Source organism: Syntrophothermus sp., assembly GCF_013314835.1.
Classification (GTDB): Bacteria; Bacillota; Syntrophomonadia; order Syntrophomonadales; family Syntrophothermaceae; genus Syntrophothermus; species Syntrophothermus lipocalidus.
This window is the reverse complement of the sequence record NZ_JABUEX010000010.1, coordinates 23,423-45,660: the sequence shown is the minus strand read 5'-3', so window position 1 is coordinate 45,660 and position 22,238 is coordinate 23,423. Positions and strand designations below refer to the sequence as shown.

At 53.0% G+C, this 22,238-nt stretch carries 15 protein-coding genes; 9 read left to right on the top strand and 6 right to left on the bottom strand.

What is annotated here, in order from left to right:
- Nucleotides 1–66: 66 nt before the first annotated feature.
- From HPY90_RS04905 to HPY90_RS04895, 3 genes are read right to left on the bottom strand one after another with little or no spacing between them, the layout of a single operon-like run.
- On the bottom strand, nucleotides 67–672 hold the full coding sequence (locus HPY90_RS04905) for a hypothetical protein (RefSeq protein ID WP_287191908.1): 606 nt from the start codon (nucleotides 670–672) through the stop codon (nucleotides 67–69).
- Nucleotides 673–713: 41 nt separating this feature from the next.
- A complete protein-coding gene (locus tag HPY90_RS04900; RefSeq protein WP_287191905.1) occupies nucleotides 714–1,202 on the bottom strand; it encodes a DUF3592 domain-containing protein in 489 nt (162 codons plus the stop codon).
- 42 nt (nucleotides 1,203–1,244) lie between these two features.
- Nucleotides 1,245–1,982: a LolA family protein gene (locus tag HPY90_RS04895; protein ID WP_287191902.1), complete on the bottom strand. Its 738-nt coding sequence runs from the start codon at nucleotides 1,980–1,982 to the stop codon at nucleotides 1,245–1,247.
- A gap of 394 nt (nucleotides 1,983–2,376) precedes the next feature.
- Here HPY90_RS04895 and HPY90_RS04890 point away from each other — a divergent pair, with 394 nt between their 5' ends.
- The 3 genes from HPY90_RS04890 to HPY90_RS04880 all read left to right on the top strand — a co-directional run bounded on the left by HPY90_RS04890 (nucleotide 2,377) and on the right by HPY90_RS04880 (nucleotide 7,380).
- Nucleotides 2,377–3,576: a DNA polymerase Y family protein gene (locus HPY90_RS04890; protein ID WP_287191899.1), complete on the top strand. Its 1,200-nt coding sequence runs from the start codon at nucleotides 2,377–2,379 to the stop codon at nucleotides 3,574–3,576.
- The gene (locus HPY90_RS04885) at nucleotides 3,573–3,821 is read left to right on the top strand and encodes a DUF6504 family protein (protein ID WP_287191896.1); all 249 of its coding nucleotides are present in this window, start codon (nucleotides 3,573–3,575) and stop codon (nucleotides 3,819–3,821) included. The genes HPY90_RS04890 and HPY90_RS04885 overlap by 4 nt, the downstream gene beginning before the upstream one ends.
- 460 nt (nucleotides 3,822–4,281) lie before the next feature.
- Complete coding sequence (locus HPY90_RS04880) at nucleotides 4,282–7,380, top strand: DNA polymerase III subunit alpha (RefSeq protein ID WP_287191893.1); 3,099 nt, start codon at nucleotides 4,282–4,284, stop codon at nucleotides 7,378–7,380.
- 307 nt (nucleotides 7,381–7,687) lie between these two features.
- On the opposite strand, the gene HPY90_RS04875 is transcribed toward HPY90_RS04880, so the two are convergent.
- Nucleotides 7,688–8,527, bottom strand: a complete 840-nt coding sequence (locus HPY90_RS04875; RefSeq protein WP_287191890.1) for a DUF72 domain-containing protein — start codon at nucleotides 8,525–8,527, stop codon at nucleotides 7,688–7,690.
- Between the two features lie 187 nt (nucleotides 8,528–8,714).
- Between HPY90_RS04875 and cdaA the strand changes: the two genes are divergently transcribed.
- From cdaA to HPY90_RS04845, 6 genes are all read left to right on the top strand, one after another.
- Nucleotides 8,715–9,536, top strand: coding sequence for a diadenylate cyclase CdaA (gene cdaA, locus HPY90_RS04870; RefSeq protein WP_013176284.1), 822 nt, complete (start codon nucleotides 8,715–8,717; stop codon nucleotides 9,534–9,536).
- Complete coding sequence (locus tag HPY90_RS04865; RefSeq protein WP_287191887.1) at nucleotides 9,523–10,446, top strand: CdaR family protein; 924 nt, start codon at nucleotides 9,523–9,525, stop codon at nucleotides 10,444–10,446. Before cdaA ends, HPY90_RS04865 begins: the two co-directional genes overlap by 14 nt.
- A complete protein-coding gene (locus HPY90_RS04860; RefSeq protein ID WP_287191884.1) occupies nucleotides 10,443–12,095 on the top strand; it encodes an NAD(P)/FAD-dependent oxidoreductase in 1,653 nt (550 codons plus the stop codon). Before HPY90_RS04865 ends, HPY90_RS04860 begins: the two co-directional genes overlap by 4 nt.
- 114 nt (nucleotides 12,096–12,209) lie before the next feature.
- Complete coding sequence (gene glmM / locus HPY90_RS04855) at nucleotides 12,210–13,556, top strand: phosphoglucosamine mutase (RefSeq protein ID WP_287191881.1); 1,347 nt, start codon at nucleotides 12,210–12,212, stop codon at nucleotides 13,554–13,556.
- Nucleotides 13,557–13,998: 442 nt separating this feature from the next.
- Entirely contained in the window at nucleotides 13,999–15,819 is a 1,821-nt protein-coding gene (glmS, locus tag HPY90_RS04850; protein ID WP_287191877.1) for a glutamine--fructose-6-phosphate transaminase (isomerizing), read from the top strand.
- 992 nt (nucleotides 15,820–16,811) lie between these two features.
- Nucleotides 16,812–18,881: a thioredoxin domain-containing protein gene (locus HPY90_RS04845; RefSeq protein WP_287191873.1), complete on the top strand. Its 2,070-nt coding sequence runs from the start codon at nucleotides 16,812–16,814 to the stop codon at nucleotides 18,879–18,881.
- 282 nt (nucleotides 18,882–19,163) lie between these two features.
- On the opposite strand, the gene HPY90_RS04840 is transcribed toward HPY90_RS04845, so the two are convergent.
- Nucleotides 19,164–20,354 (bottom strand): EAL domain-containing protein, encoded by a 1,191-nt coding sequence (locus HPY90_RS04840; protein WP_287191871.1) that lies wholly within the window; start codon nucleotides 20,352–20,354, stop codon nucleotides 19,164–19,166.
- Between the two features lie 104 nt (nucleotides 20,355–20,458).
- Nucleotides 20,459–21,994 carry a methyl-accepting chemotaxis protein gene (locus HPY90_RS04835; protein ID WP_287191869.1) on the bottom strand — a complete coding sequence of 512 codons (1,536 nt, stop codon included), beginning with the start codon at nucleotides 21,992–21,994 and terminating at the stop codon, nucleotides 20,459–20,461.
- Nucleotides 21,995–22,238: the final 244 nt, after the last annotated feature.

Genomic DNA, 22,238 nt, shown 5'->3' with positions numbered 1-22,238 from the left:
TCCGTGCTGCCTGATAAGTTTTGCCAATCGGCAGGTGAAGCCACCATGACTCGAGCCCAGCACCCCTCAGTGAAGCTGGGGTTCGTATTTTTCCTGCAGCGGCTTCAATATGTCTATCAGTTCTTTGACTTCTGGCGGGCACGGTGCCTTCAAATCGGCCACGACCGCTCGGCCATCGTAAGGGGGCGAGTTCTGGGTCTGTCCCAGCCACACCATAACCTGGTAGTAAGGGTTTTCGTCACTGGGAAACGGCCATGATTTAGGAGTCGCGGTATAGGCGACGTAGTCCTTCGTGGACCACAGGGGAACCAGGGACCAGTTAATTTTGGCCAGAGCCGACTTTACGGCAGCCAGTTCCTGGTCCGAAAGTTTACCCTTCTCGATGTTGGTATTGCCCCAGTTGCCCTCGGAATCGATTCCTATTTTATAACAGTGGGCTGAACCTACCTTTGGAAAATGGACGAAATCAACGTGCCATAATTCCGGCAAAGTCCCGCCGGGGCCTAGGCTCTGGGGACCGGACCATTCGGGCCACGTGTTTGAAGGCTGATGAGACTCAGGAACCGCACCGGTTTCGTTCTGCTGCGCTTCCTGTTTCGGTGAGCCACAGCCCGCGAGTACCGCTAGTGACAGCACCACAAGGATTATGATCGCCCAAAGGTGTCCCCGCATTCATTCATCCTCTCCTTTCTCAGTTATAACTTTTCGCGTCTTTATTTTTTTTCTGCGGCAGCGAGCATGTACCAAATACCACCTGCTCCGACTGCCGCAAAAATAAGACCAATTACCAAAACTCCAAAAGTAGCCCACGAGAATCCGGTTTCCAGGACGGCTTCCGCCGGGTTGTCGGGGTTGTAGTACACTGTTACTTTTTTCCCTTCCGGGTACCTGTCGACCAGTCGCCGGGCCGGGCCAGGACTGCCTGAGCTGTACTGGCCGAAGAAAACGTTTTCCGAGGTGTACTCTTTACCGTCAACCGTGTACCGGTAGACTACCTCCGCCCAGTAGGAAGGACCGTCTCGTGGCTCGTGGCTGATGTCTTTTACCTGAGAAGACACAACCCGCCCCGGACATGAAGGCCAGGACAGGCTGGCCAAGGCCTGGTAGACGATGCGGCCCCCCCATATGGTGACCGCGAGGCCTGCCAGCATTATGAAGCTGAAGCCGAGGATCTCCTTTGTTCGGTTGCGGTCTTCATCCATGACACGTGGTTCCTCCTTAACCGCATCCCTCTGCAGGGCGTGCTACCGATTTGGGAGGTTGACCGGGAGCTTGTTCATCATGCTGTTGAGATCCGTAACTTGGACGCCGGGAGGGAGTTCGAAGGTATCGGCCGGCAAGGAACCCACGTAGATGTTTTTGTATTCCATTATTGTCTTTTCTCCTGAAGCGGCGGTAGTTTCAACCCTGACAGGCAAACCCAGATCCTCGCGAACCCAAAGCAGGACCTTCTCTCCCTGGCTGCTCGGGGCAATCATTTCCAAGACCTTGCAGCGTGCCCCGTCGTAGATCTCGGTTCGGATTACTTTTACTTTATTGGGGTTGAGGTTTCCGGTGTAGTCGGTGGGAGAAGGGGCCTCGTTCGAATCTGTTCCTGCGGACAACTTGACGGCTTGGTTTTGTTCGGGGTAGTAAGTAATGACGGTGTTGGTAGTGCGGTCAAAAAAAGTAACTATCCTTTTGCCCTCGATAGTGGAATCGGTCTTGAGGCGATTCCCGTCGAGCCACACCTTTCCGGTTTGAGTCCCCTGGGGGGTTGTCAGAATGAATTCATACGACATGCTTTTCAGCCCTTGCCCTTTGGCCAAGACATCGGAAAGCGATTCCTCCTTCGCCGGCTCGCTGACCTGCGTCTTGGTGGAAGGCTGATTGCTTTGTCCCTGCGGCTCGTTCTTGGATTCGCCTGGGCCGCACCCGGTCAGAGAAAAACACAGTATCATCGCGAGCAACACTGCGCTGTAGACCCGAATCTTTTTCAACATAGATCGACCTCCCTTTCGTAAAAACAAAACTTGCGGTTCCCGAATACGGGAAGGAAATCCGCAAAATTCTTGAAGGAAATTATAGCGGGAGATCGTCAAAAAAACGTCAAATCCGATCTCGATTTGAAAATTTAAATATGATTCAGACGCTGATTTACGCAGGCTTTTTCGGAATTAGTAATCAGATATCACGGCGAAAAGGGTCAGCCGCATAGTCTTAACCTAATATGTTGTGGCCATTATTGGCCTCGGCGCTACATACAGGCAAACAGGCAGCCGCCGGCTCTTCGGAAGTAGTTTTTAAAGTGAAATCAAAGATGAAAAAGGTTTCCAGGTTGACACGCTCAGGGTACCGTTATAAAATACTCATACGAACATATGTTTGGGTGATGTTATGAGCAGAGTGGCCTGCATATTTTTCCCTTATCTTTATGCCGGGTGGGCCCGACGAAAGCATCCCTGGCTTGGCCGGCAGCCCCTGGTCATATTCCGTGAGGGGCGGGTAACAGGGGTTTCGCCCGAGCTGAGAGGGTACGGTTTGGAAGGGTTACCCGTAGCCGAAGCGAAAGGCAAGTGCCCGGATGCTTTTTTTCTGGCTTATGACGAGCCCCTGTACAAAGGAGCCTGTAATCGTTATCTAGAGGCTCTGACCAGGGTTTCCCCTATCATCGAACCGGTTAGTGATGAAGAATGCTTTTTTGATCTTACAGGAAGCAATATCAAAAAGGAAATAGCAAAACTGAAAAAGAGTTTGGGACCGGATAGGAGCTGGGGGCCGGTGCTGGTAGGAATAGGCAGGAACAAGTTCGTGGCCAGGCTTTTGGCCCGTGCCTTCTGGCAAGCGGGCTCGATAGGTGATTCCGGCTTCTATTGCCTCGAGACAGCTCCTGGCCAGGAAAAGTATTTTATGAAAACTGTTCCCATAACCATGGATTGGCTTTTGCCTCCGAAGGTTCTCGATGCCTTGAGCCAGTTAGGTTTCAAAAGTTACGGAGAACTGCAGGACCTGCGGTTAGACGAACTGGTGGAGATGCTGGGAGAACACGGTTATACAGTCTACCGGCACGGCCGCGGGCTTGACGACACTCCCCTCGTCAACCTCTACCCTCCGGGCAGGCTGGCTTTGGCTTTCGGCCTGGAAGGGGAAACTGAAAGCAGGGGAGTAATAGCCCGGGTTTTGCGGGAATCGGCCCGGATGCTGGCTTTTTTTCTGTATTCCAGGAGAAAGGGATGCCGCTTTGTCAAGCTGGCGCTGGCATCCGAGGAGGATACATGTGAGGAAGGACGGTTAGTACCGTGGGGATACCGGGAAGAAAGGAAGCTGTATGAAGTCCTGGTTTTGCTTTTAGACAAACTGACTCTTACCGGTCCCGTGGTTGGGGTGAGGGTAGAGGTTTCATCGCTTTACGACTGGGAACTGGCTGAGCAGGATCTTTTTGACCTTAAGCCCAGGCCCCGGCATGACCTGACAGCTGTTGCCTTGGCCTTGAACGAAAAATATCCCGGTATGATTTCGCGGGGAGTAAAGATCGGGCGCAGGGAAGAGGTTTTATCCTTTTGGGATCCCTGGCGTTTTTCGGGTGAGACCAGGTGAGTCGGCTGCTTTTCCAAGGCTTAGAAGTGATGGAAAACGAAGAAGGGGAGCCCCAGAAGGTAAAGTGGAAGGGCAGGTGGGTGGAGGTGGCGGTTATCCTAGACCGGTGGTACGATACCGGCTGCTGGTGGGAGAGCGAGCCGCCCAAGCTTTTTTACCGCCTGGAGCTCGAGAACGGGATGGTTTTAGAGTTGTTTTCCGATGGTGCCGGCCAGGGCTGGAGCCTGTACAAGATCTACGATTGACGGATAAGTCCGAAAACTAGCCACAGATGCACACTGATTTTCCTTAATTGAAGATTCTCTAAAGAATCCGAGGTTTCCATTCTCTAGTGGTGATACCGCCAGATGTCATGGGGGTCTGCTCCGGAAGTAAACCACAGATGGACACTGACCCGGCACTCAGCTCAAGTCTTTGATTAGCGGCTAGGGTTTTCGGGAACCAGTGGCATGTTACAATGTCAGTCAGCTGAGTGCCGGGCAGATGAACACAGATTTATTTTTGATTTAAACGCTGATTTACGCAACCCCCCTTATATACACCAAGCGGTATCACTACCAGAAAATGAACCGCATTCCTCGCAATTTTAAGTCGTATGCATTAATTATTAAAAAATCTGCGTTAATCAGCGTCAAATATAAACATCTGTGTTAATCAGTGCTTATCTGAGTTCATCTGTGGCTCGTTCTTGGGGCAGGTGGTAGGATGTTCGTGCATCTTCACGTGCACAGCTGTTTTTCATTTCTGGACGGGGGGAGCTCAATCAAGAGCCTGGTAGAGAAGGCAGCCGAATCAGGCATGCCGGCCCTGGCCCTGACCGATCACGACAACCTGTGCGGCGCGGTCCAGTTCAAGCTAGAAGCCCAAAAAGCGGGAATAAAGCCTATCCAGGGGGCGGAGGTGACCGTAGCCGGGGGATACCACCTTACCCTTTTAGCCGAGGATAAAGAAGGTTACCGGAACCTCTGCCGCATCTTGACTAAAGCCCACCTGGGAAACCCCCGGGGCAAGCCCCAGGTAACCCTCGACACCCTGAGAAAACATGCGAAAGGGCTTATTGCCCTTTCGGGCTGCCGTAAAGGGGAAATACCGGCCTTGATACTTTCCCGCCATTACGATGCCGCTTACCGGGCGGCTCTAACTTACCTGGAGATATGGGGAAAAGACGGCTTCTACCTGGAACTGCAAGATACCTACCTGCCCGGCACCAGGACCTTAAACCGGAACCTGGCCGAACTGGCTGAGAAACTGGGGGTGGGCGTGGTGGCCACCAACAACGTCCACTACGCGTATCCGGAGGACTTTAAGGTTCACGACATCCTGACCTGCGTCCGGACCTTAACCCGGGTGTACGAGGTACACCCGGAACGCCCGCTCAATGCCGAGAACCATCTCAAGCCAGAACGGGAAATGAAGAAGCTTTTTCGGGAGTACCCGCAGGCGGTAGCTAATACCTGGGAGATAGCGGAGCGGTGCCGGCCTTGTCTGGAACCGGGTGCCCCTCTTTTCCCTAAATTCAACCCGCCTCCCGGCCAGACGGCGGAGTCACTTCTTAGAGAACTTGCTTACCGCGGGGCCAGGAAAAAGTACGGCCGGGTAACGCGAAGGGTCGAAGAGAGGCTGGAACACGAACTTCACATCATCAATACCCTGGGTTATGCCGACTATTTCTTAGTGGTTTGGGATATAGTCGAATACGCCCGCCGGCAGGGGATACGGCATGCAGGGCGGGGATCGGTCGCCGATTCTTTTGTCGCCTATTGTTTGGGGATAACCGAGGTAGATTCCCTGGCCCGGGGGCTTTTGTTCGAGCGGTTTATGAGCCTGGAGCGGGCGGAGAAGCCGGACATCGACATCGATTTCGATGCCCGCTGGCGCGACCGCATTTCCGAGTACGTTACCCGAAAATACGGGCAGGACAAGGTGGCGAAGGTCTGCACTTACAGCACGTACAGGGCAAGATCCGCGGTACGGGAATTGGGCAAAGCTTTGGGGCTGCCCGAAGCCGAACTGGACAGTGTGGCCAAGAGGCTCCCTTATGGTGCCTACGCCGATCGGATTAGGGATATGCTGTCTTTGCTGCCGGAGCTGCGGGAGAGCGGGCTGAATAGGGATAAATTCACGTTGCTGCTGGACCTGTGTGAAAGAGTGGCCGGTTTTCCCCGTTTTCTGGGTACCCACCTGGGAGGGCTGGTAGTGAGCCGGGAGCCCCTCTGCGATATTACCCCGCTCCAGCGGTCGGCCAAAGGGGAGATAGTGACCCAGTTCGACAAAGACGATGTAGAAGAACTGGGACTCGTTAAGCTCGACCTTTTATCTTTGCGAGCGATGTCGGCGGTGGAAAACACGGTAAGGGCAGTCAAGCAGGAAAAGAAAACGTTCGACTACGAAAAAATACCCCTGGACGATGATGCTACCTACCGCATGATAAACAAAGGTGAAACCATCGGCGTTTTTCAACTGGAAAGCCCGGCCCAAAGAGCTCTGCAGGCGCGGCTGGGGGCCTCTGATATCGAGGACATCGTGGCCAGCGTGGCCCTTATAAGGCCGGGGCCGATCAAAGGCAACATGGTAGAACCCTATATATCCCGTCGGCAGGGCCGGGAACCGGTGACTTTTCTGCACCCCGCGCTCGAGCCTATCCTGGCCAAGACCTACGGGGTCATCCTTTTTCAGGAGCAGGTGATCGAGATTGCCACCGCGATTGCCAGATTCACTCCGGGAGAGGCCGACCGCCTGCGTAAAGTGATGACCCACGCCCGTTCCCAGAAAGTGATGGATGAGGTGGGGCGGGAGTTTATCAAGAAAGCGGTGAAAAACGGGGTGTCCCAGGCAGTGGCAGAGACGATATTTAAGGCCATGGCCGGTTACGCCAGCTACGGCTTCTGTGAAGCCCACGCGGCTGCTTTTGCCACTACCAGTTACAAGACCGCATACCTGCTTCGCCATTACCCGGCCGAATTCTATGCGGCTGTTCTCAGTAACCAGCCCATGGGTTACTACCCTCCTCACGTTATCGTGAACGAAGCCAAGCGGCGGGGGATAAAGATACTCTCGCCCTGCATCAACAGGAGCGGGGAAGCCTTCCAGGTGGAAAAAGGCGGCATCCGGATCCCGCTCTCCCGGGTAAAAGGTCTCAGTCGGGAAGGCTTGAAGAAAATCCTAGCTTGCCGGCCGTTTGCATCCCTGATCGAGGTTTGGGAGAAAACCGGGCTGGCCCGGGACGAGATGGAGAACCTGATAAAGTGCGGGGCCCTAGATGTGTTCGATACCAACCGGCGCCGGCTATTGGTCAAGGCCCGAAAGCTGTATTTTCGACCCCAACCGGCGGGAAACGTAAAAGAGGGGATTATAGCCTTCGATGACGGCGAGGCGGCAGGCGCGAAAATGGACATCCCCGATTTTACCGAGGACGAAAAATACGCGATGGAGTTCGAAATCTTAGGTTTGAGCCCGCGGGAGCACCTTATGGCCAGGTTCCGCGGTTACCTAAAGAATAACGGCTTCAAAAGTAGCCGGGACCTGGCAGCTCTTCCAGATGGGAGATGGGTAAAGGTGGCAGGGGTACTGCTCTGCCCCCACCGGCCCCCTACCAAAAGCGGCAGGATTACCGTTTTTATGTCGCTGGAGGACGAGTTCGGCCTCACCGATGTGACGGTTTTCGAAGACGTGTATCAGCGCTACGGAGGACTTATATTCTCTCCCCAAACCACGCCGCTGGTAGTAGAAGGGGTTTTGCAAAAAAGAGGCAACGCGACCAGCGTAGTGGCCAAGAGGATGAAACGATTATTAGACGCAGATTGACGCTGATTTGCGGCCACAGATGGACACTGACCCGGCACTCAGCTCAAGTCTTGATCAGCGACTAGCGTTTTCGGGATCAGCTGGCATGTTACAATTCGTCCAGCTGAGTGCCGGGCTGATTAGCACAGATATAAATGATTTCACTGCGAAAAGGATCAACCACAGAGTTTTAGCCTTACATATTGTTGTTATTATTGGTCCTAGAACTATATACAGGAAAATACTGGTCGATCGAGGGGGTTATTGCAGCAAAATCATAAATTAAATAGTAAAATCTGCGTCAATCAGCCTCTAATATGTATCCGTGTTAATCAGGCTCCATCTGTGTGCATCTGTGGTTGATCCCCAGCATCTCCCGGATCCGCAGGGCATTTCTCACCGCATAATCGCCGAAGTTGTTGTTCATCAGTATGTGCATTTCTTCTGCTTTCTCAGATAGGGGCAGGACTCGTCCGAGAAGCTCTTCGAGTTCTTCATCCGAGTACAGGTAATTAAACCTCTCGCCGCTCGTTTTCAGGCCTTTTCTGTACCACATCTGAGCGTTGCGGCCGTGGAAACGGCAGATTACGAGTTTCGGGTAGGTTACCTCTGCTACCATCGGTACACTGCCCTGCCCAATCTGGGGCTCATCGCAGACCACGTTGACCAGGCGGTTATCGGCGAGCAGTTTCAAGGTCTGGTCGCGCGTATCGCCCTCAAACCAAGAGCGGTGCCTGAATTCTACCGCCAGGGTGAAGGAGGCCAGCCGCTCCCGGCACCATAGAAGATAGCTTATATTCCGGGGGTTGCAGACGAAAAACGGGGGAAACTGGAGCAGAACCGCCCTCAGCTTGCCCGCTTCTTCCAAAGGAGTCAGGGAAGAGGCGAAGCGATTGACGATGTAGGCGAGCTCATCCTTGTCCATAGGGGAACGGTCGTGCCTGGTTATCACCCGGTAGGCCTTGACATCGAAGACAAAGTTTTCCGGAGTTTTTCTAGCCCAGCCGTCAAAATTGCGAGCGGGCTGAAGCGCGTAGAAGGTGCTGTCGATCTCCACTACCGGGAAAAACTGGGCATAATATTCTAGCTGTCGGGTGGGTTTTAGACCAGGGGGGTAAAAATCGGTATGATCGCTCCAGGCGCAGGTGCCTACGAGAACAGTTCCCACTTGTCTATTTTATCCTCCTCTAATAAATTGCAACCTGTTCCTTATTTTGCAAAACCTCACGCGAATACTTAAAATATATCGTAGAAGCCCTGGGGTTTGATGTCAATGCTTCTTTTTTTCATCCGAACGCGGAATTTAGGTTGTTCAAGAATCTAGACAGGGGGGCAGTTTCCTGGACATCGCGGTATTGTCAGAATTCATCACCGACCCAATAAAGGTCGTGCTTTCTTTACTGGACATACTCATCGTGTCTTACCTTTTCTACCGCTTACTCTTGTTGATCAGGGGCACCCGGGCAGAACAGCTGCTGAAGGGCCTGTTGTTGCTACTCGTTTTCTCTATCGGTTCTCGGTACCTGCAACTGGAAGTCGTGGGCTGGCTAATGGAAAAGATGTGGACCATGCTGTTCGTGGCTTTACCGGTTGTGTTCCAACCCGAGCTGCGCCGGGCTCTGGAGCAACTGGGACGGGGCCATTTTTTTGCTGGCACAACCTCCCGCTGGACCGATAGAGACACGGTCATAGAAGAAATACTTAAAGCGGTTGCTATCCTCTCTCAAACTCAGACCGGAGCCTTGATAGTCGTCGAGAGAGATACGGGTATCAAAGACTACATCGAAAGCGGCGTGCCGCTGGATGCCCTGGTCAGCTCCCAGTTGCTGGTCAACATATTTACCCCCAAGACGCCTCTGCACGACGGGGCGGTTATTGTAAGCAACGGAAGGATAGTTAGGGCTGGGTGTTTTCTGCCTTTGACCGACAACCCTAACTTGGCCGAGGACCTGGGAACCAGGCACCGGGCCGGTATTGGCATCACCGAGGTTTCCGATGCTTTGACCATAGTAGTGTCGGAGGAGACGGGGAGTGTTTCCTGCGCTCTCGAGGGCAAGCTTAGCCGCGATCTGGACCAGAAGGGAGTGCGGGAAATTCTTGAACGAGAATTGTTGGGCAAAAGAGACCGCAAAAGCGAGGTTTTCAAGGTTTTGAGGTGGCCAAATGAACGGGAGTAAGAAGAATACCACCGGTTTGAAGATTATTTCGTTGGTGCTGGCGGTGATGCTGTGGCTGTTCGTCACCAACGAGAACGTTATCATCACCCGCAACGAGATCACGGGAGTCAAGCTCAACCATATCAATCTCGAGGAAGGTCTGAAGGCTTCACATACCGACAAGGTTTCCGTGGAAGTAATTGGTACTCCTAAAGAAGCCTCGGACATAAACGCCTACATTGACCTCAAAGGGCTGGAGCCCGGCATCTATACCCTGCCGGTCAAAGTGGAGCCCGTCCCTGGGGCCCGGGTGACCAAGATCCGGCCGGAACAGGTAAAGGTTCAGGTTTTTAAGACCGAAGAAAACATCTTTCCCGTGACCTGCCGGGTGCAGAAACTTCCGCCCGCCGGTTATACTGTAGAAGGCATGATTACGGTCCCAGAAAAATGCCTGGTAAAAGGGCCGCAAGAAGTGGTGAGAAAGGTAGCCTCAGTGGTGACGTTTTTGGACCTGACTGACCGGACTGAAACATCTTCGTTCTATGCTCCGGCGCGGGCGGTAGATGCGAGGGGGGAAACCGTAACGGATAACATCACCTTGATCCCAGACCAGGTAAAGGTTTACGTGGTTGTGGGCCAAGAACGTACCCTGACCAAAGTTGCGGTTAATCCTACTCTGACGGGCAAGCTGCCGGACGGCTACGTTTTGGGGGATATACGGGCAGAGCCGTCCGAGGTCACTTTGATCGGGCCTCCCGGCACCCCGGCTCCTTCCTTGCAAGTGACGACATCCCCCGTCAGCCTGGAGGGACATACCCTTCCTTTCACGGAAGAGGCCGCTGTAACCGTTCCCCAGGGTGTCTCGGCATTCCCGGAGCGGGTCCGGGTCATGGTCGATGTTAAACCGGTTACTAAAGAGGAGAGCCCATGAAGATAAGGATTCGTAACCTGAGGCTGGGCTTGGAAGAAAACGAGAACCGGCTCAAGCATTTAGCCGCAGGCAGGCTGGGGGTCAAACCGGCTTCTCTAAGGAATTGGAGCATAGCCAGGAAGGCAGTGGACGCCCGCCGGCAAAAGGTGGTGCTGGTCTATACGGTTGATGTAGAGCTTTCCAGCCGGGCCGATTTGGACCTGGCGGTTTTGGCGTCACCGGAGGTATCGATAATTCAGGATCGCCTACCCGTTAAATTGAGGGAAGGGGAAGAGACCCTGCGCTACTCGCCGGTTATTGTCGGTTCTGGGCCTGCAGGTCTTTTTTGTGCGCTAGGACTAGCGCGATACGGCTACCGGCCTGTAGTCATCGAGCGGGGGCGCGAGGTAAGAAAGCGGGCGAAGGATGTAGAAGAGTTCTGGCAGAACGGGGTTTTGAACCCGGAATCGAACGTCCAGTTCGGGGAAGGCGGTGCCGGGACCTTTTCCGACGGCAAGTTGATCACCCGCATTGGGGATGAGCGGGTAGATAAGGTGCTCGAGACTTTTGTAAACTTTGGGGCCCCGGAGGAGATTCGCTACTTGAAAAAGCCTCACATAGGGACCGACCGGCTGCGCAAGGTGGTGGAGGGGATGCGTCGCCAAATCCTCGAGTGGGGAGGCGAAGTCTACTTCGGTGCCCGCCTTACCGACATCGACTGGGCTGCGGGCAGAGTGCGGGGGATAACCGTCAACCACCGGGTCAAGGTCCCTTGTTCGGTGTTGGTGCTTGCCACCGGCAACGGCGCTCGGGATGTTTACCGGCTCCTAGCCGACCGCAACATCAGCCTCGTGCCCAAGGGGTTTGCCGTTGGAGTGAGGGTCGAGCACGCCCAGGCCCTTATAGATACCATCCAATACGGGCAATGGGCAGGACATCCTCGCTTGGGACCTGCCGACTACCACCTCACCTACCAGGACCGGGAAACCGGCCGCTCCTTGTACACCTTCTGCATGTGTCCGGGGGGATACGTCATAGCCGCTGCCTCCGAACCAGAGACGGTGGTTACTAACGGGATGAGCTACTATGACCGGGACTCCGGCGTCGCCAACAGTGCCTTGGTGGTGACCGTGGCGCCTTCGGACTGGGATGGCACTTCACTTGGTGGAGTTAGCTTCCAGGAAGAGGTGGAGCGTAAGGCCTTTGCCGCAGGGCGGGGAGGATACCAGGCTCCGGCTCAACTGCTGGAGGATTTTCTGGCGGGTCGGCGTAGTTCCGAACTGCCGAACGGCCGGGTCACATACAAGCCTGGGGTTACCCCGGCCAACCTGTGGGAGGTACTGCCATTGGAGCTCGCCCGGGTCCTGCAGAAGGGGATAACGGAGTTCGGACGCAAAATGAAAGGATTCATTGACCCGGCAGCGGTGCTGACAGGGGTAGAAACCAGGACTTCGGCTCCAGTACGCATCGAGCGGGGGCCTGATTACAGCTCGGTCAGTGTCAGGGGACTGTATCCTTGCGGGGAAGGGGCCGGTTATGCCGGGGGCATCGTGAGCTCGGCGGTAGACGGGTTGAGAGTAGCAGAAACTATCATCACTACCTATAAAAAACCGCTTGACAAGATAACCCTCGAAGCCAATCATGGTATTATTGATGCGAGGAGTCTCTGAGCGAGCCGGTCTAATGCCCCTCGACAAAGCCACAGTGGCGGCTTGATTCCTCAATAGCGATACAGTGAGAAGCGTTGTGAGGTATTCTGCGCCGAGCGAAAGGGAGGGTAAGTTTTGGGGAGGTTATTCGGTACGGACGGGGTCCGGGGCGTAGCCAACGAAGAGCTTACTCCGGAATTAGCATATAAATTAGGTCGAGCTGGGAGTTACGTGTTGGCCCAGGAGTTCGACCACCCGCGGATACTGGTCGGCAAAGATACTAGAATATCGGGAGATATGCTGGAAGCGGCCTTGATCGCCGGGATTCTGTCTACAGGGGCGAGCGTTCTCAAAGCCGGGATAGTGCCCACCCCGGCAGTAGCATACCTTACCCGCAGGTATGAAGCTTCGAGCGGAGTGGTTATCTCCGCTTCACATAACCCTATGGAGGATAATGGCATCAAGTTTTTCAGTGCGAACGGCTATAAACTGCCCGATGAAACCGAGGACAGGATTGAAGAACTGGTTAAAAAGGGAGTGGATGACCTGGCCCGTCCAGTTGGTGACGGCATCGGCCGGGTCTACGAGGTGGCAGAAGCGGAAACGAACTACATCGATTACTTGAAAAGCTGTTACCGGGCACCGCGTGACTTAAGCGGGCTCTGCGTGGTCGTGGACTGTGCAAACGGTGCTGCTTATAGTGTGGCTCCCCGCCTTTGGGAGGAACTGGGGGCCAAGGTCATTTCTATAAGTAACCATCCCAATGGCATCAACATCAACGACCGGTGTGGGTCCACTTACCCAGAGAAGCTGCGACGGGCGGTTCTGGAACACAAGGCCGATTTTGGAGTGGCTTATGACGGGGACGCAGACCGGGTTATAGTTGTGGATGAGCGGGGTAATGTCCTGGATGGGGATGTAATAATGGTAATCTGCGGGCTGCACTGGCAGAGGACGAAGAAGCTGGTTCCTCCTAAGGTAGTGGCAACTGTGATGAGCAACATCGGGCTCGACATTGCCCTGCGCCGGGAGAAAGTTGAGGTAGAGTATTGCCAGGTCGGAGACCGGTATGTACTGGAAAAAATGATGGAAACCGGGGCTCGCATGGGAGGGGAGCAGTCGGGTCATATTATTCTGCTAGATTACGCCACTACCGGGGACGGTTTACTCTCCGGGTTGAAATTGGCTGAAGTCATGCGCGAGACTGGGTTACCCTTGTCAGAACTAGCTCTGGAGATGGAAAGATTGCCACAGATTCTGGTTAATGTGGACCTAAAAGATAAGGAAGGGATACTGGATAACGACAACGTTAAGGAGGTGATAGCCAGGGTCGAGGCGCAGTTAGGAGAATGGGGCAAGGTTTTGGTCCGCCCTTCAGGCACCGAACCCAAGATAAGGATCATGGCCCAGGGGCGGGATGAGTTCATGCTGAAGGAGGTGGTCGAAGAGATAAGGAAGGCCATACTTTTGGCCCAAAAGTAACTACCGGGAGGTGATTTTCATATTTTAATAGTGTCGACAAAGCGCCAGCCCCGGCACTCATATGGCCACTGATAGACGCGGATAGACGCAGACATATACCAATGTTGCCCATTTAATCTGCGTTAATCAGCGTCGAAATTAGGCCATGGGTTGAGTGCCGGGTGACGAGGAAGGGACTTATCGAAAGTATCGGCGGATGGTCCCTCGGTGTGCCACCATCGTCAGCCTTGCTACAAAACCTACCGGCAACGGTCGGGACAAAAGGCAAGGCGAGTGGCGGATCAGAAGAATTGAGCATGAAGAATGAAGAGGTAGCATAGGAAGTCTTGTTTATCCTTGGCCAAAGTTAATAAGTATTGAAGAATTCGTGTTCATCTGTGAATATCAGTGTTAATCTGTGGCTGATTCCTGGTAAAGTCCGAAGTCAGGGGAGGTAGTAAAATTGTGTGGAATAACCGGATATATCGGATATAACGAAGCTGTGCCTGTAATTATAGATGGCTTAAAAAGGCTTGAATACAGGGGCTACGATTCAGCCGGGATAGCGGTAATTCAGGAAGAGCGTTTGTGGCTGTTGAAGAAAGAAGGAAGGCTGGAGCGGCTGGAAGGGATGCTAAACGGCAGTCACCCCCGGTCCAGCCTGGGAATAGGACACACCCGCTGGGCCACGCATGGGGTCCCGAGCGATGACAACGCCCATCCCCACACCGACTGTCGAGGACGCATCGCCGTGGTCCACAACGGGATAATCGAGAATTTTGCCGGTCTGCGCAGGTGGCTGGAAAGGGAGGGACACCGTTTCAGTTCTGAAACGGATACTGAGGTCCTGGCTCACCTGGTGGAGCACCACTACCACGGCTCGCTGGAGGAGGCAGTGCGCAGGGCTTTAGAAGCGGTAGAAGGGTCCTACGCCTTGGCAGTCATTTGCGCGGACGAACCCGACAAGATTGTGGCAGTCAGGAACCAGAGCCCTCTGGTCGTAGGGGTGGGGGAAAACGAGTATTACCTGGCTTCTGACATCCCGGCTATCCTGAACCGGACCCGGAAGGTCTATCTCTTGGAAGACCGGGAAATGGCGGTCCTCACCCGGGACGGGGTTGCCATTTCCAACGGGGAAGGAAAGAGGGTAGCCAAAGACATGTTCACTGTTACGTGGAGTGCCGAGGCGGCGGAAAAAGGCGGGTATCCCCACTTCATGATCAAAGAAATAATGGAGCAACCCCGAGCCTTACGGGATACCCTTCGCGGGCGGATTCAAGGGGGGCGGGTTGAGTTTTCGGACGTGGATCTCGACTGCTGCTTGGATGGGGTGGAAAATGTATTTATCGTGGCCTGTGGTACCGCCTACCATGCGGGGGTGGTGGGTAAACACGTCATAGAACAGATGGCTCGGTTGCCGGTGGAAGTAGACATCGCTTCCGAGTTCAGGTACCGCGATGTATTGTGGAGAGATAAATCTCTGCTCATCGTGATAAGCCAGTCGGGCGAAACCGCCGACACCCTGGCCGCCCTGCGCGAAGCCAAGAAGAAGGGCATCAAAGTGCTGGCTGTAACCAACGTGGTGGGAAGCTCGGTAGCCAGAGAGGCCGACAGGGTGATCTACACATGGGCCGGTCCTGAGATCGCGGTAGCTTCGACCAAGGCTTATTCTACCCAGCTCCTGGTCATGTACCTTCTCGGCCTGTACCTGGCGCAGAAGCGGGGCACCTTGCCGGAGGAAGTAATAGCCTCTACTGTCCGGGAGCTGAGAGGTATCGCGGACAAGGTAGAAGCCATCCTGGAAAAAGCCGGTGCAGTGGAAGCGATAGCTGAGAAATATGCCGCTACCGCGAGCACTTTCTTTATTGGGCGGGGACTCGACTACGCCGTGGCGCTGGAGGGTGCACTCAAGCTCAAAGAAATATCGTACGTCCATGCCGAAGCCTACGCTGCGGGCGAGCTCAAACACGGAACCCTAGCCCTCATCGAAGAAGGGGTGCCGGTCATCGCGATCGTAACCCAGGACGAACTCCAAGACAAGATGATATCTAATGTTAAAGAGGTCAAAGCCCGCGGGGCCGAGGTAATAGGCATAGGAAAAGAAGGGCTTACGGGTATCGAAGAAGAAGCAGACGAACTCTTCGTTATTCCCGGTGAAGACCCTCTGTTGACCCCGATGCTGACCGTGGTTCCGTTACAGCTCTTTGCCTACTACATGGCCGTCAAACGCGGCTGCGATGTCGACAAACCGCGAAACCTGGCGAAAAGCGTGACGGTGGAGTAACGAATAAATAGGACAACGATTTTATTGTATTTCTCATTTATTCCCCTCACCCATGCGAAAAAAGGGGGTTCTGTTGAGGAAGTGTTAAGGGAAAAGGATAAATGAAGAAATAAGGATAAAGGGTAAAGAAATAAGGAAAGGGATAAGTGAAAGGCTTGAAATTAGAAGCCTCACGCCACTTATCCCTTATCCCTTTTATCCTTGACCTTGCCCTTTCGGAACAACTTTTTCATACAAATTTCAAATTATAGGAAATTTAATACTGCCTTACGGAAAATCTTTATTCCCTCCCAGAAAATCCCATGTAGATTTTATGCGGGGTGGAGCAGAGGGAAAGGGTTTTTTTAAATTAACATGAGAGAAATGGGAACGAAAAGCCTTATACCAGACTTCGAAATCCTGGATGCCGGCGCTGCTCCACTGGTAGCAGCCATGTGTAGTGGTCAAATGGGACCCCAAACAGTGTCGTCTTTCACCCGGCACCCTGATTGAAGCCCTGGTAGTCAACGTCCTGGTTGCCAGGAAACCCTTGTACCGCGTAGAAGAATGCTACCGTCGATCTTCCCGTCTTGTTCGGCAATGTGTTACGTTTGCTTAAACTCGCCGGATTCGGTGAGAGCATATATTATGCTGTGAAACGAATCCCCGGTTATTTTGTGGATTAATCAGCTTCTTCAAAAATTCTGTCGCTACCATGAATAGGGTGCGAAATGTGGACTCCGTTATTATGACCGTGCCCGGGGCAGACAACCCGTATTTCTTCCGAAGCTCAACAGGTATCACTACCTCTCCCTTCGATGTGATTTTGACGATGGCCATGGTACCGTTCTTCTTTCGTGGTTTAGTATTACCTTTAGCTTAATTGTATTACTATCGGGATATGAGTTCAACTTTGCGGAGATGTGGCTCGTTTTTCAGCTTTTAAATACTTGCTGGCAGGCATTTCGGGGAAGAATAACACACAGGAAGAATTCTGAGGATGGCGATGTAACTTGGAAAAGCTTAACCGTTTGATAAGAGAAAAATCTCCTTACCTCCTTCAGCACGCCACTAATCCGGTTAATTGGTACCCCTGGGGCGAAGAAGCCTTTGCCAAAGCCAGGAAGGAGGATAAACCGGTTTTCCTCTCCATAGGGTATTCCACCTGTCACTGGTGCCACGTTATGGAAAAAGAGTCCTTTCAAGATGAAGAGGTGGCCAGGCTCTTAAATGAACATTACGTTGCCATAAAGGTGGACCGGGAAGAGCGGCCCGACGTTGACCAGATTTACATGGCCGCCTGCCAGGCCATGACGGGGCAGGGGGGCTGGCCCTTAACCATTATTTTGACTCCAGATAAAAGACCCTTTTTTGCTGGCACCTATTTCCCAAAAAGGGGAAGGTGGGGGCGCCCGGGGCTGATGGACATTTTAGAAGAAGTCGCAAAAGTTTGGAAAAGCAAACGTGAGCAAATTGAAGAAGCGGGCCGGAGGCTGGTCGGGTACCTTGAACAGGTTTCCCGCAGCAGAGAGGGGGAACTGGACGAAAGGGTTTTGGAAAGAGCCTATCAGGAATTTGCCGGGAGATTTGATGGGGAGTACGGAGGCTTCAGCCCCGCTCCTAAATTCCCCACTCCCCACAATTTGCTGTTTTTGCTTCGCTTCTGGAAAAGGACCGGCAGGCGCCGGGCTTTGGAGATGGCGGAAAAGACCCTGGATTCCATGGCCAGAGGGGGAATATACGACCACATAGGGTTCGGGTTTCATCGTTATTCCACCGACCGAGAGTGGCTAGTTCCCCATTTTGAGAAAATGCTTTACGACAACGCCCTGCTAGCTTACACTTACCTGGAGGCTTACCAGGCGACCGGAAGAAAAGAGTACACCCGGGTGGCGGAAGAGATTTTTGCCTATGTACGAAGAAATATGACTTCGCCCGAGGGCGGTTTTTATTCCGCCGAGGATGCCGACTCAGAGGGAGTAGAAGGGAAGTTTTATGTCTGGACGCCCGACGAAATAAAGAGAGTCTTGGGCTCTGATGATGGGGAATTCTTCTGCCGGGTGTATGATATCACACCCCAGGGCAATTTTGAGGGCAAAAGCATTCCTAATTTAATTCATACCAGGATAGAGAAGGTAGCGGATGACAGGAGGTACGGCCCAAAGGAACTCGAAGAAGTTTTAGGTGATTTCCGGCAGAAGCTATTTCAGGAGAGGGAGAAAAGAACTCATCCCTTAAAAGACGACAAGATTTTAACCTCCTGGAACGGCCTGATGATAGCCGCCCTGGCCAGAGGGGCCAGAGTTTTGCAGAATGACGGCCTTTTAGACATGGCCCAAAAAGCGGCAGATTTCATCACTTCCAAACTTGTGCGGGGAGATGGCCGCCTGCTGGGCAGGTACCGGGATGGGGAGGCTGCTATTCCCGGCTATCTAGATGATTATGCCTTTTTCGTATGGGGGCTTTTAGAGCTTTATGAAGCATCCTTCGAAGTGAGGTACTTTCGCCGTGCACTGCAACTGAGTCGTCAGATGCTCGAACTTTTCTGGGACGACCATGGTGGGGGGCTCTATTTTTACGGAGCCGACGCCGAAGAGTTGATCACCCGTCCCAAAGAGATATACGACGGGGCCGTTCCTTCTGGCAACTCTGTCGCTGCTTATATCCTTTTGAAACTGGCGAGGCTCACGGAAGATGAGAGCCTGGAGGAGAAGGGGCGCGAAATTTTTTCGGCCTTTGCCGGGGAAGTGGCAAATCAGCCTTCGGCCTATTCTTTCTTAATGGTGGCGCTCCTCTTTGTCCAGGGGCCGGTAACAAAGATTGTCATTGCCGGAAGCCCGCAGGCCCAGGAGACCAGGGAAATGATCAGGATGGTAAACGCTTGCTATCTCCCCAGCGCGGTGGTGATGCTCAACGTTACCGGTGAGGAGGGCCGTGGGATCCGTGAACTGACACCTCATCTTGAGAAGATGGCTCCGCTTCCAGGGACAAAGGCTACGGCCTACATCTGCGAAAACTCCAGCTGCCGGGCACCGGTGGTGGATGCAAAGGGGTTGGGGGTAGCGCTCGAAACGAGACTGTAAACTAAACTGAGTAAACCCCGATGGAGAGGAGTCAAACTTGGGATAGATATAGTGCTTTCGATTGTTAAGAGGGGTTTTTAATAAGGATTAAGGTAATGAATTTACTGCAAATACAATTACAAGAAATATTTCAGGGCCGGCGTTTGAAGACCGGCCTTATTTGCAGGAGACCGGGCAGCGCTCGGCCGGTTTGGTTCAGACGGCTGTGTTTGTAGCCATAGATCGGTAGCACTGACATTGCGCAGGTAGTTGTACATTCTCGTCTTTACCCGTTGCCAGATTCTAGTGACAGGTGACGTCAACGTCAACAAACAAGAACAAATCATTTTTCAGAGGAAAACATGCGGTTTGCGTAGCACGTCTTGATTCCAGGTCAAGGTACTGATCAGAGACGACTCCACGGCCGAAGTACCTGCACAGAGTAACGGTTGGATAGAAATACGGACGCCATGCCCAGTTGCGTCGACGATAGCTTGTATCGACCTTCCATTCTCCCCGGTCGTCGCGGGTGAAGTTTGGCGTTATCTGGTATCCTGTACGATCGCAAACATACACGCGATAGCAGTTCACGGGAAGATCATAAACGGCATCAATAAGTATGGATTCCAGCTCCGAAGGGGTTGTGGATAGACTGTACATCCTGGCAACCGTTTCAAGCCGCTCGATCACAGCAAATTGACTCTTACGTTGTGCGATTTCTTGGTCTGCGAACTGCTCCAGTTCACGACGCATAAGCGTGCGAATGTTGGGACAAATGCTGGGACGAGGACCAGGAGACCCGAGCAAGAAGCCCTGATAATAACGAAACCCGGCCTTGAGTCCTGTTCGGAGGACCTCAGCCGTTTCAACTCCCTCCATTACTACGTCTATGCCTTCTTTTGCAGCGAAGAAACCCAGGATATCGAGAACGTTTTGGGCAGTTTGGTCATAACCAGACGCCAGGGCTAGGCGGGTATCCACCTTAAGGATGTCGGGCTTTAACGCGGCTATGCGGTCGAAGTTGCTTAATCTAGAACCCACGTCATCGACTGCAATTCTACACCCCGCTTGCCGATATTTGTCCACCAATAGGGCAAGTTGCTCCATATCTCCGCTGAATTCGGTCTCACTTATTTCGATGACTATCTTTTCGGGATCAATTCTAAAGGACTCGATGTGTTGCAGGGTAAGAAACCGTTCTCGGTTGTCAAGGAAAGGTAAGAGCCACTGCGGTTGAATGTTTAGAAGAAGCGTAAACCGCGTTGGGCCTGCCTGCATCAGTATCTTCAGAGCTTTTTCTCGGATGAGACGGTCGACCTCAAGTTTCACCGTTGCCGGTACTGTTGGGTCGTGGAAAAACGGGCCCAGGCTTTTCGGACCGTGCGGAGTTGACACCCGTCCCAATACCTCGTATCCCCATACATCGCACGTATCCGCCGCGAGTACAGGTTGAAAGAAGGGAAAAACGTCGTCCATTCCCAATCGGTGACTCATATAAGCATCCCTTCTTTGGTACAGACTCAAGCCAGAACCGAGATGGGTAGATACTGGTTCTCGTCCTTTCGCCCTTAACCTGCGAACTTTGTCTTAAGCGCCCATCAGGTGGTTCTGCCAACGACCATGTCTGCTGCCAGGGTACCTACGATTTCGCCTGTGTTGTCTCTTAAGGGTACGGAAACGGTTCGGCACGGAAGGCGAGTAATGGCAGAAATATATTCAGCTGAAACATAGTTTTCGCCCGCTATAGCCTTTTGCCACCATGGACGTATTCTTGCGTTGGCCAGTGCAGCCGGTGGTTCTGAAAATATAAAGGTGCCGTCTCTCCGATTGGAATAAACCGCTTCTACTTCGGGTCTCTCGGCCATCCATCTGCGGAGAACCGGACCATGAAGCTCAGGCTTAAGCTCCTTTAATCTTGGTTCGCGAGCGAGTACAAGTAAAGACTCGAGCACCTTGTGAACCTCCTCATCACCGTTATAACCAGATTCCTCCATCGAAAGTGACTTGGGCTTCACCAGAGTAAAACTCCCGGCATTTGCTTGCACTATTTGAGCCACATTAGTCAACATTTCCGCAACTGCCTGGATGCTGGCAAAGCTGCGTTTTATCTGTTGTCCCGCGGCTTCTAAGCGGCCGAAGTATTCTCGGATCTCGCGGTGTGCTGTCCAAACGCTTTGGCTCATAATCTCAACCTGTTGCTCGAGACCATGGAGCTCTGTTCTTATTCCATCGATCGCCTGAACGGCGAGATTTACACCACGCTGCCCGGTCTGAACAGATTGCTCCATTTGTTTCACTTTGTTCTTGACGTCTGTGAGAATTCTGCCAGTTTCCCCCACTGCCTTTTCGGTCTGAGCAGACAGCTTTTTTACCTCATCGGCGACTACTGCGAAACCTCTGCCGTGTTGTCCAGCCCGCGCGGCTTCGATGGAGGCGTTCAACGCTAGAAGTCGGGTTTGGTGCGATATTTCTCCGATACTGGTTAGAATACCGTCGACTTTTCTTACAGCCTCTTCAAGAGATGACATCTCTCGGTAAGTATTATCGGTGTCAAGACAGACACGTTCTGTAAGCGCGAGAGTCTGCACCAAGGCCTCGCGGGCTCGTCGCGTGGAACTAGTGGTTTCTTCAACCTGCTGAGTTAGTTTTTCGCCCAATGCGCCGATCACGTCAGCAGCACGTTGAACATAATCGAAGGCCGTGATGGCTTGAGAAGCGGTTTCGGTAACTAGTTTCATTTGGTCAACAGAGGACAGGATCTGGCTGGCCGTGACTTGGTAGTCGCCAGCCAATACTGCAAGTTTGCTCTTAAGTTCCTCTGCTTCTGGGTCCGAACACCACCCGGAAGACACGGCGGAGGTCTCGGTTTCGCCTAACACGTTCCCCTGATAAGGCTCGGGAAGTCTTGCCAAACGACGGCGTTCCAACCGCGCAAGATACGATGTAAGCCGGGGCAATAGTGCTGAAATGACAATTATGGTCAAAACTATCGTGATTACCTGCCACGGAAAGGCTGCTTCCCAAGATGAGATACCGCTGACCCACACGCAGCCGGGGGATGCAGCTGGCAAAACGTGGGATAAAGGGTAAACGGGGTGCTGCATAGTACCAACTCCTTTTTCTCTGCACTCCAAAAAAACAAACCCCTGTGTGGCCCGTCGTGGGCCCAACAGGGGCACCTTTGCCTTCTCTAACTTCGATTCAACTTTAGCAGAAATCTTCATTTAGAGTCAAGCGGTAATAACGGTGGCTTGTTATCGATCTGTGATATTGTCACCTTATTATAATGACTATTAACCAGGCCATTAACCAGGCCGCCCGCATCCTTGGCCTGTCAAACCGCCAGGTCAAGAGACTGAAAAAAGGAGTGTTGGAACT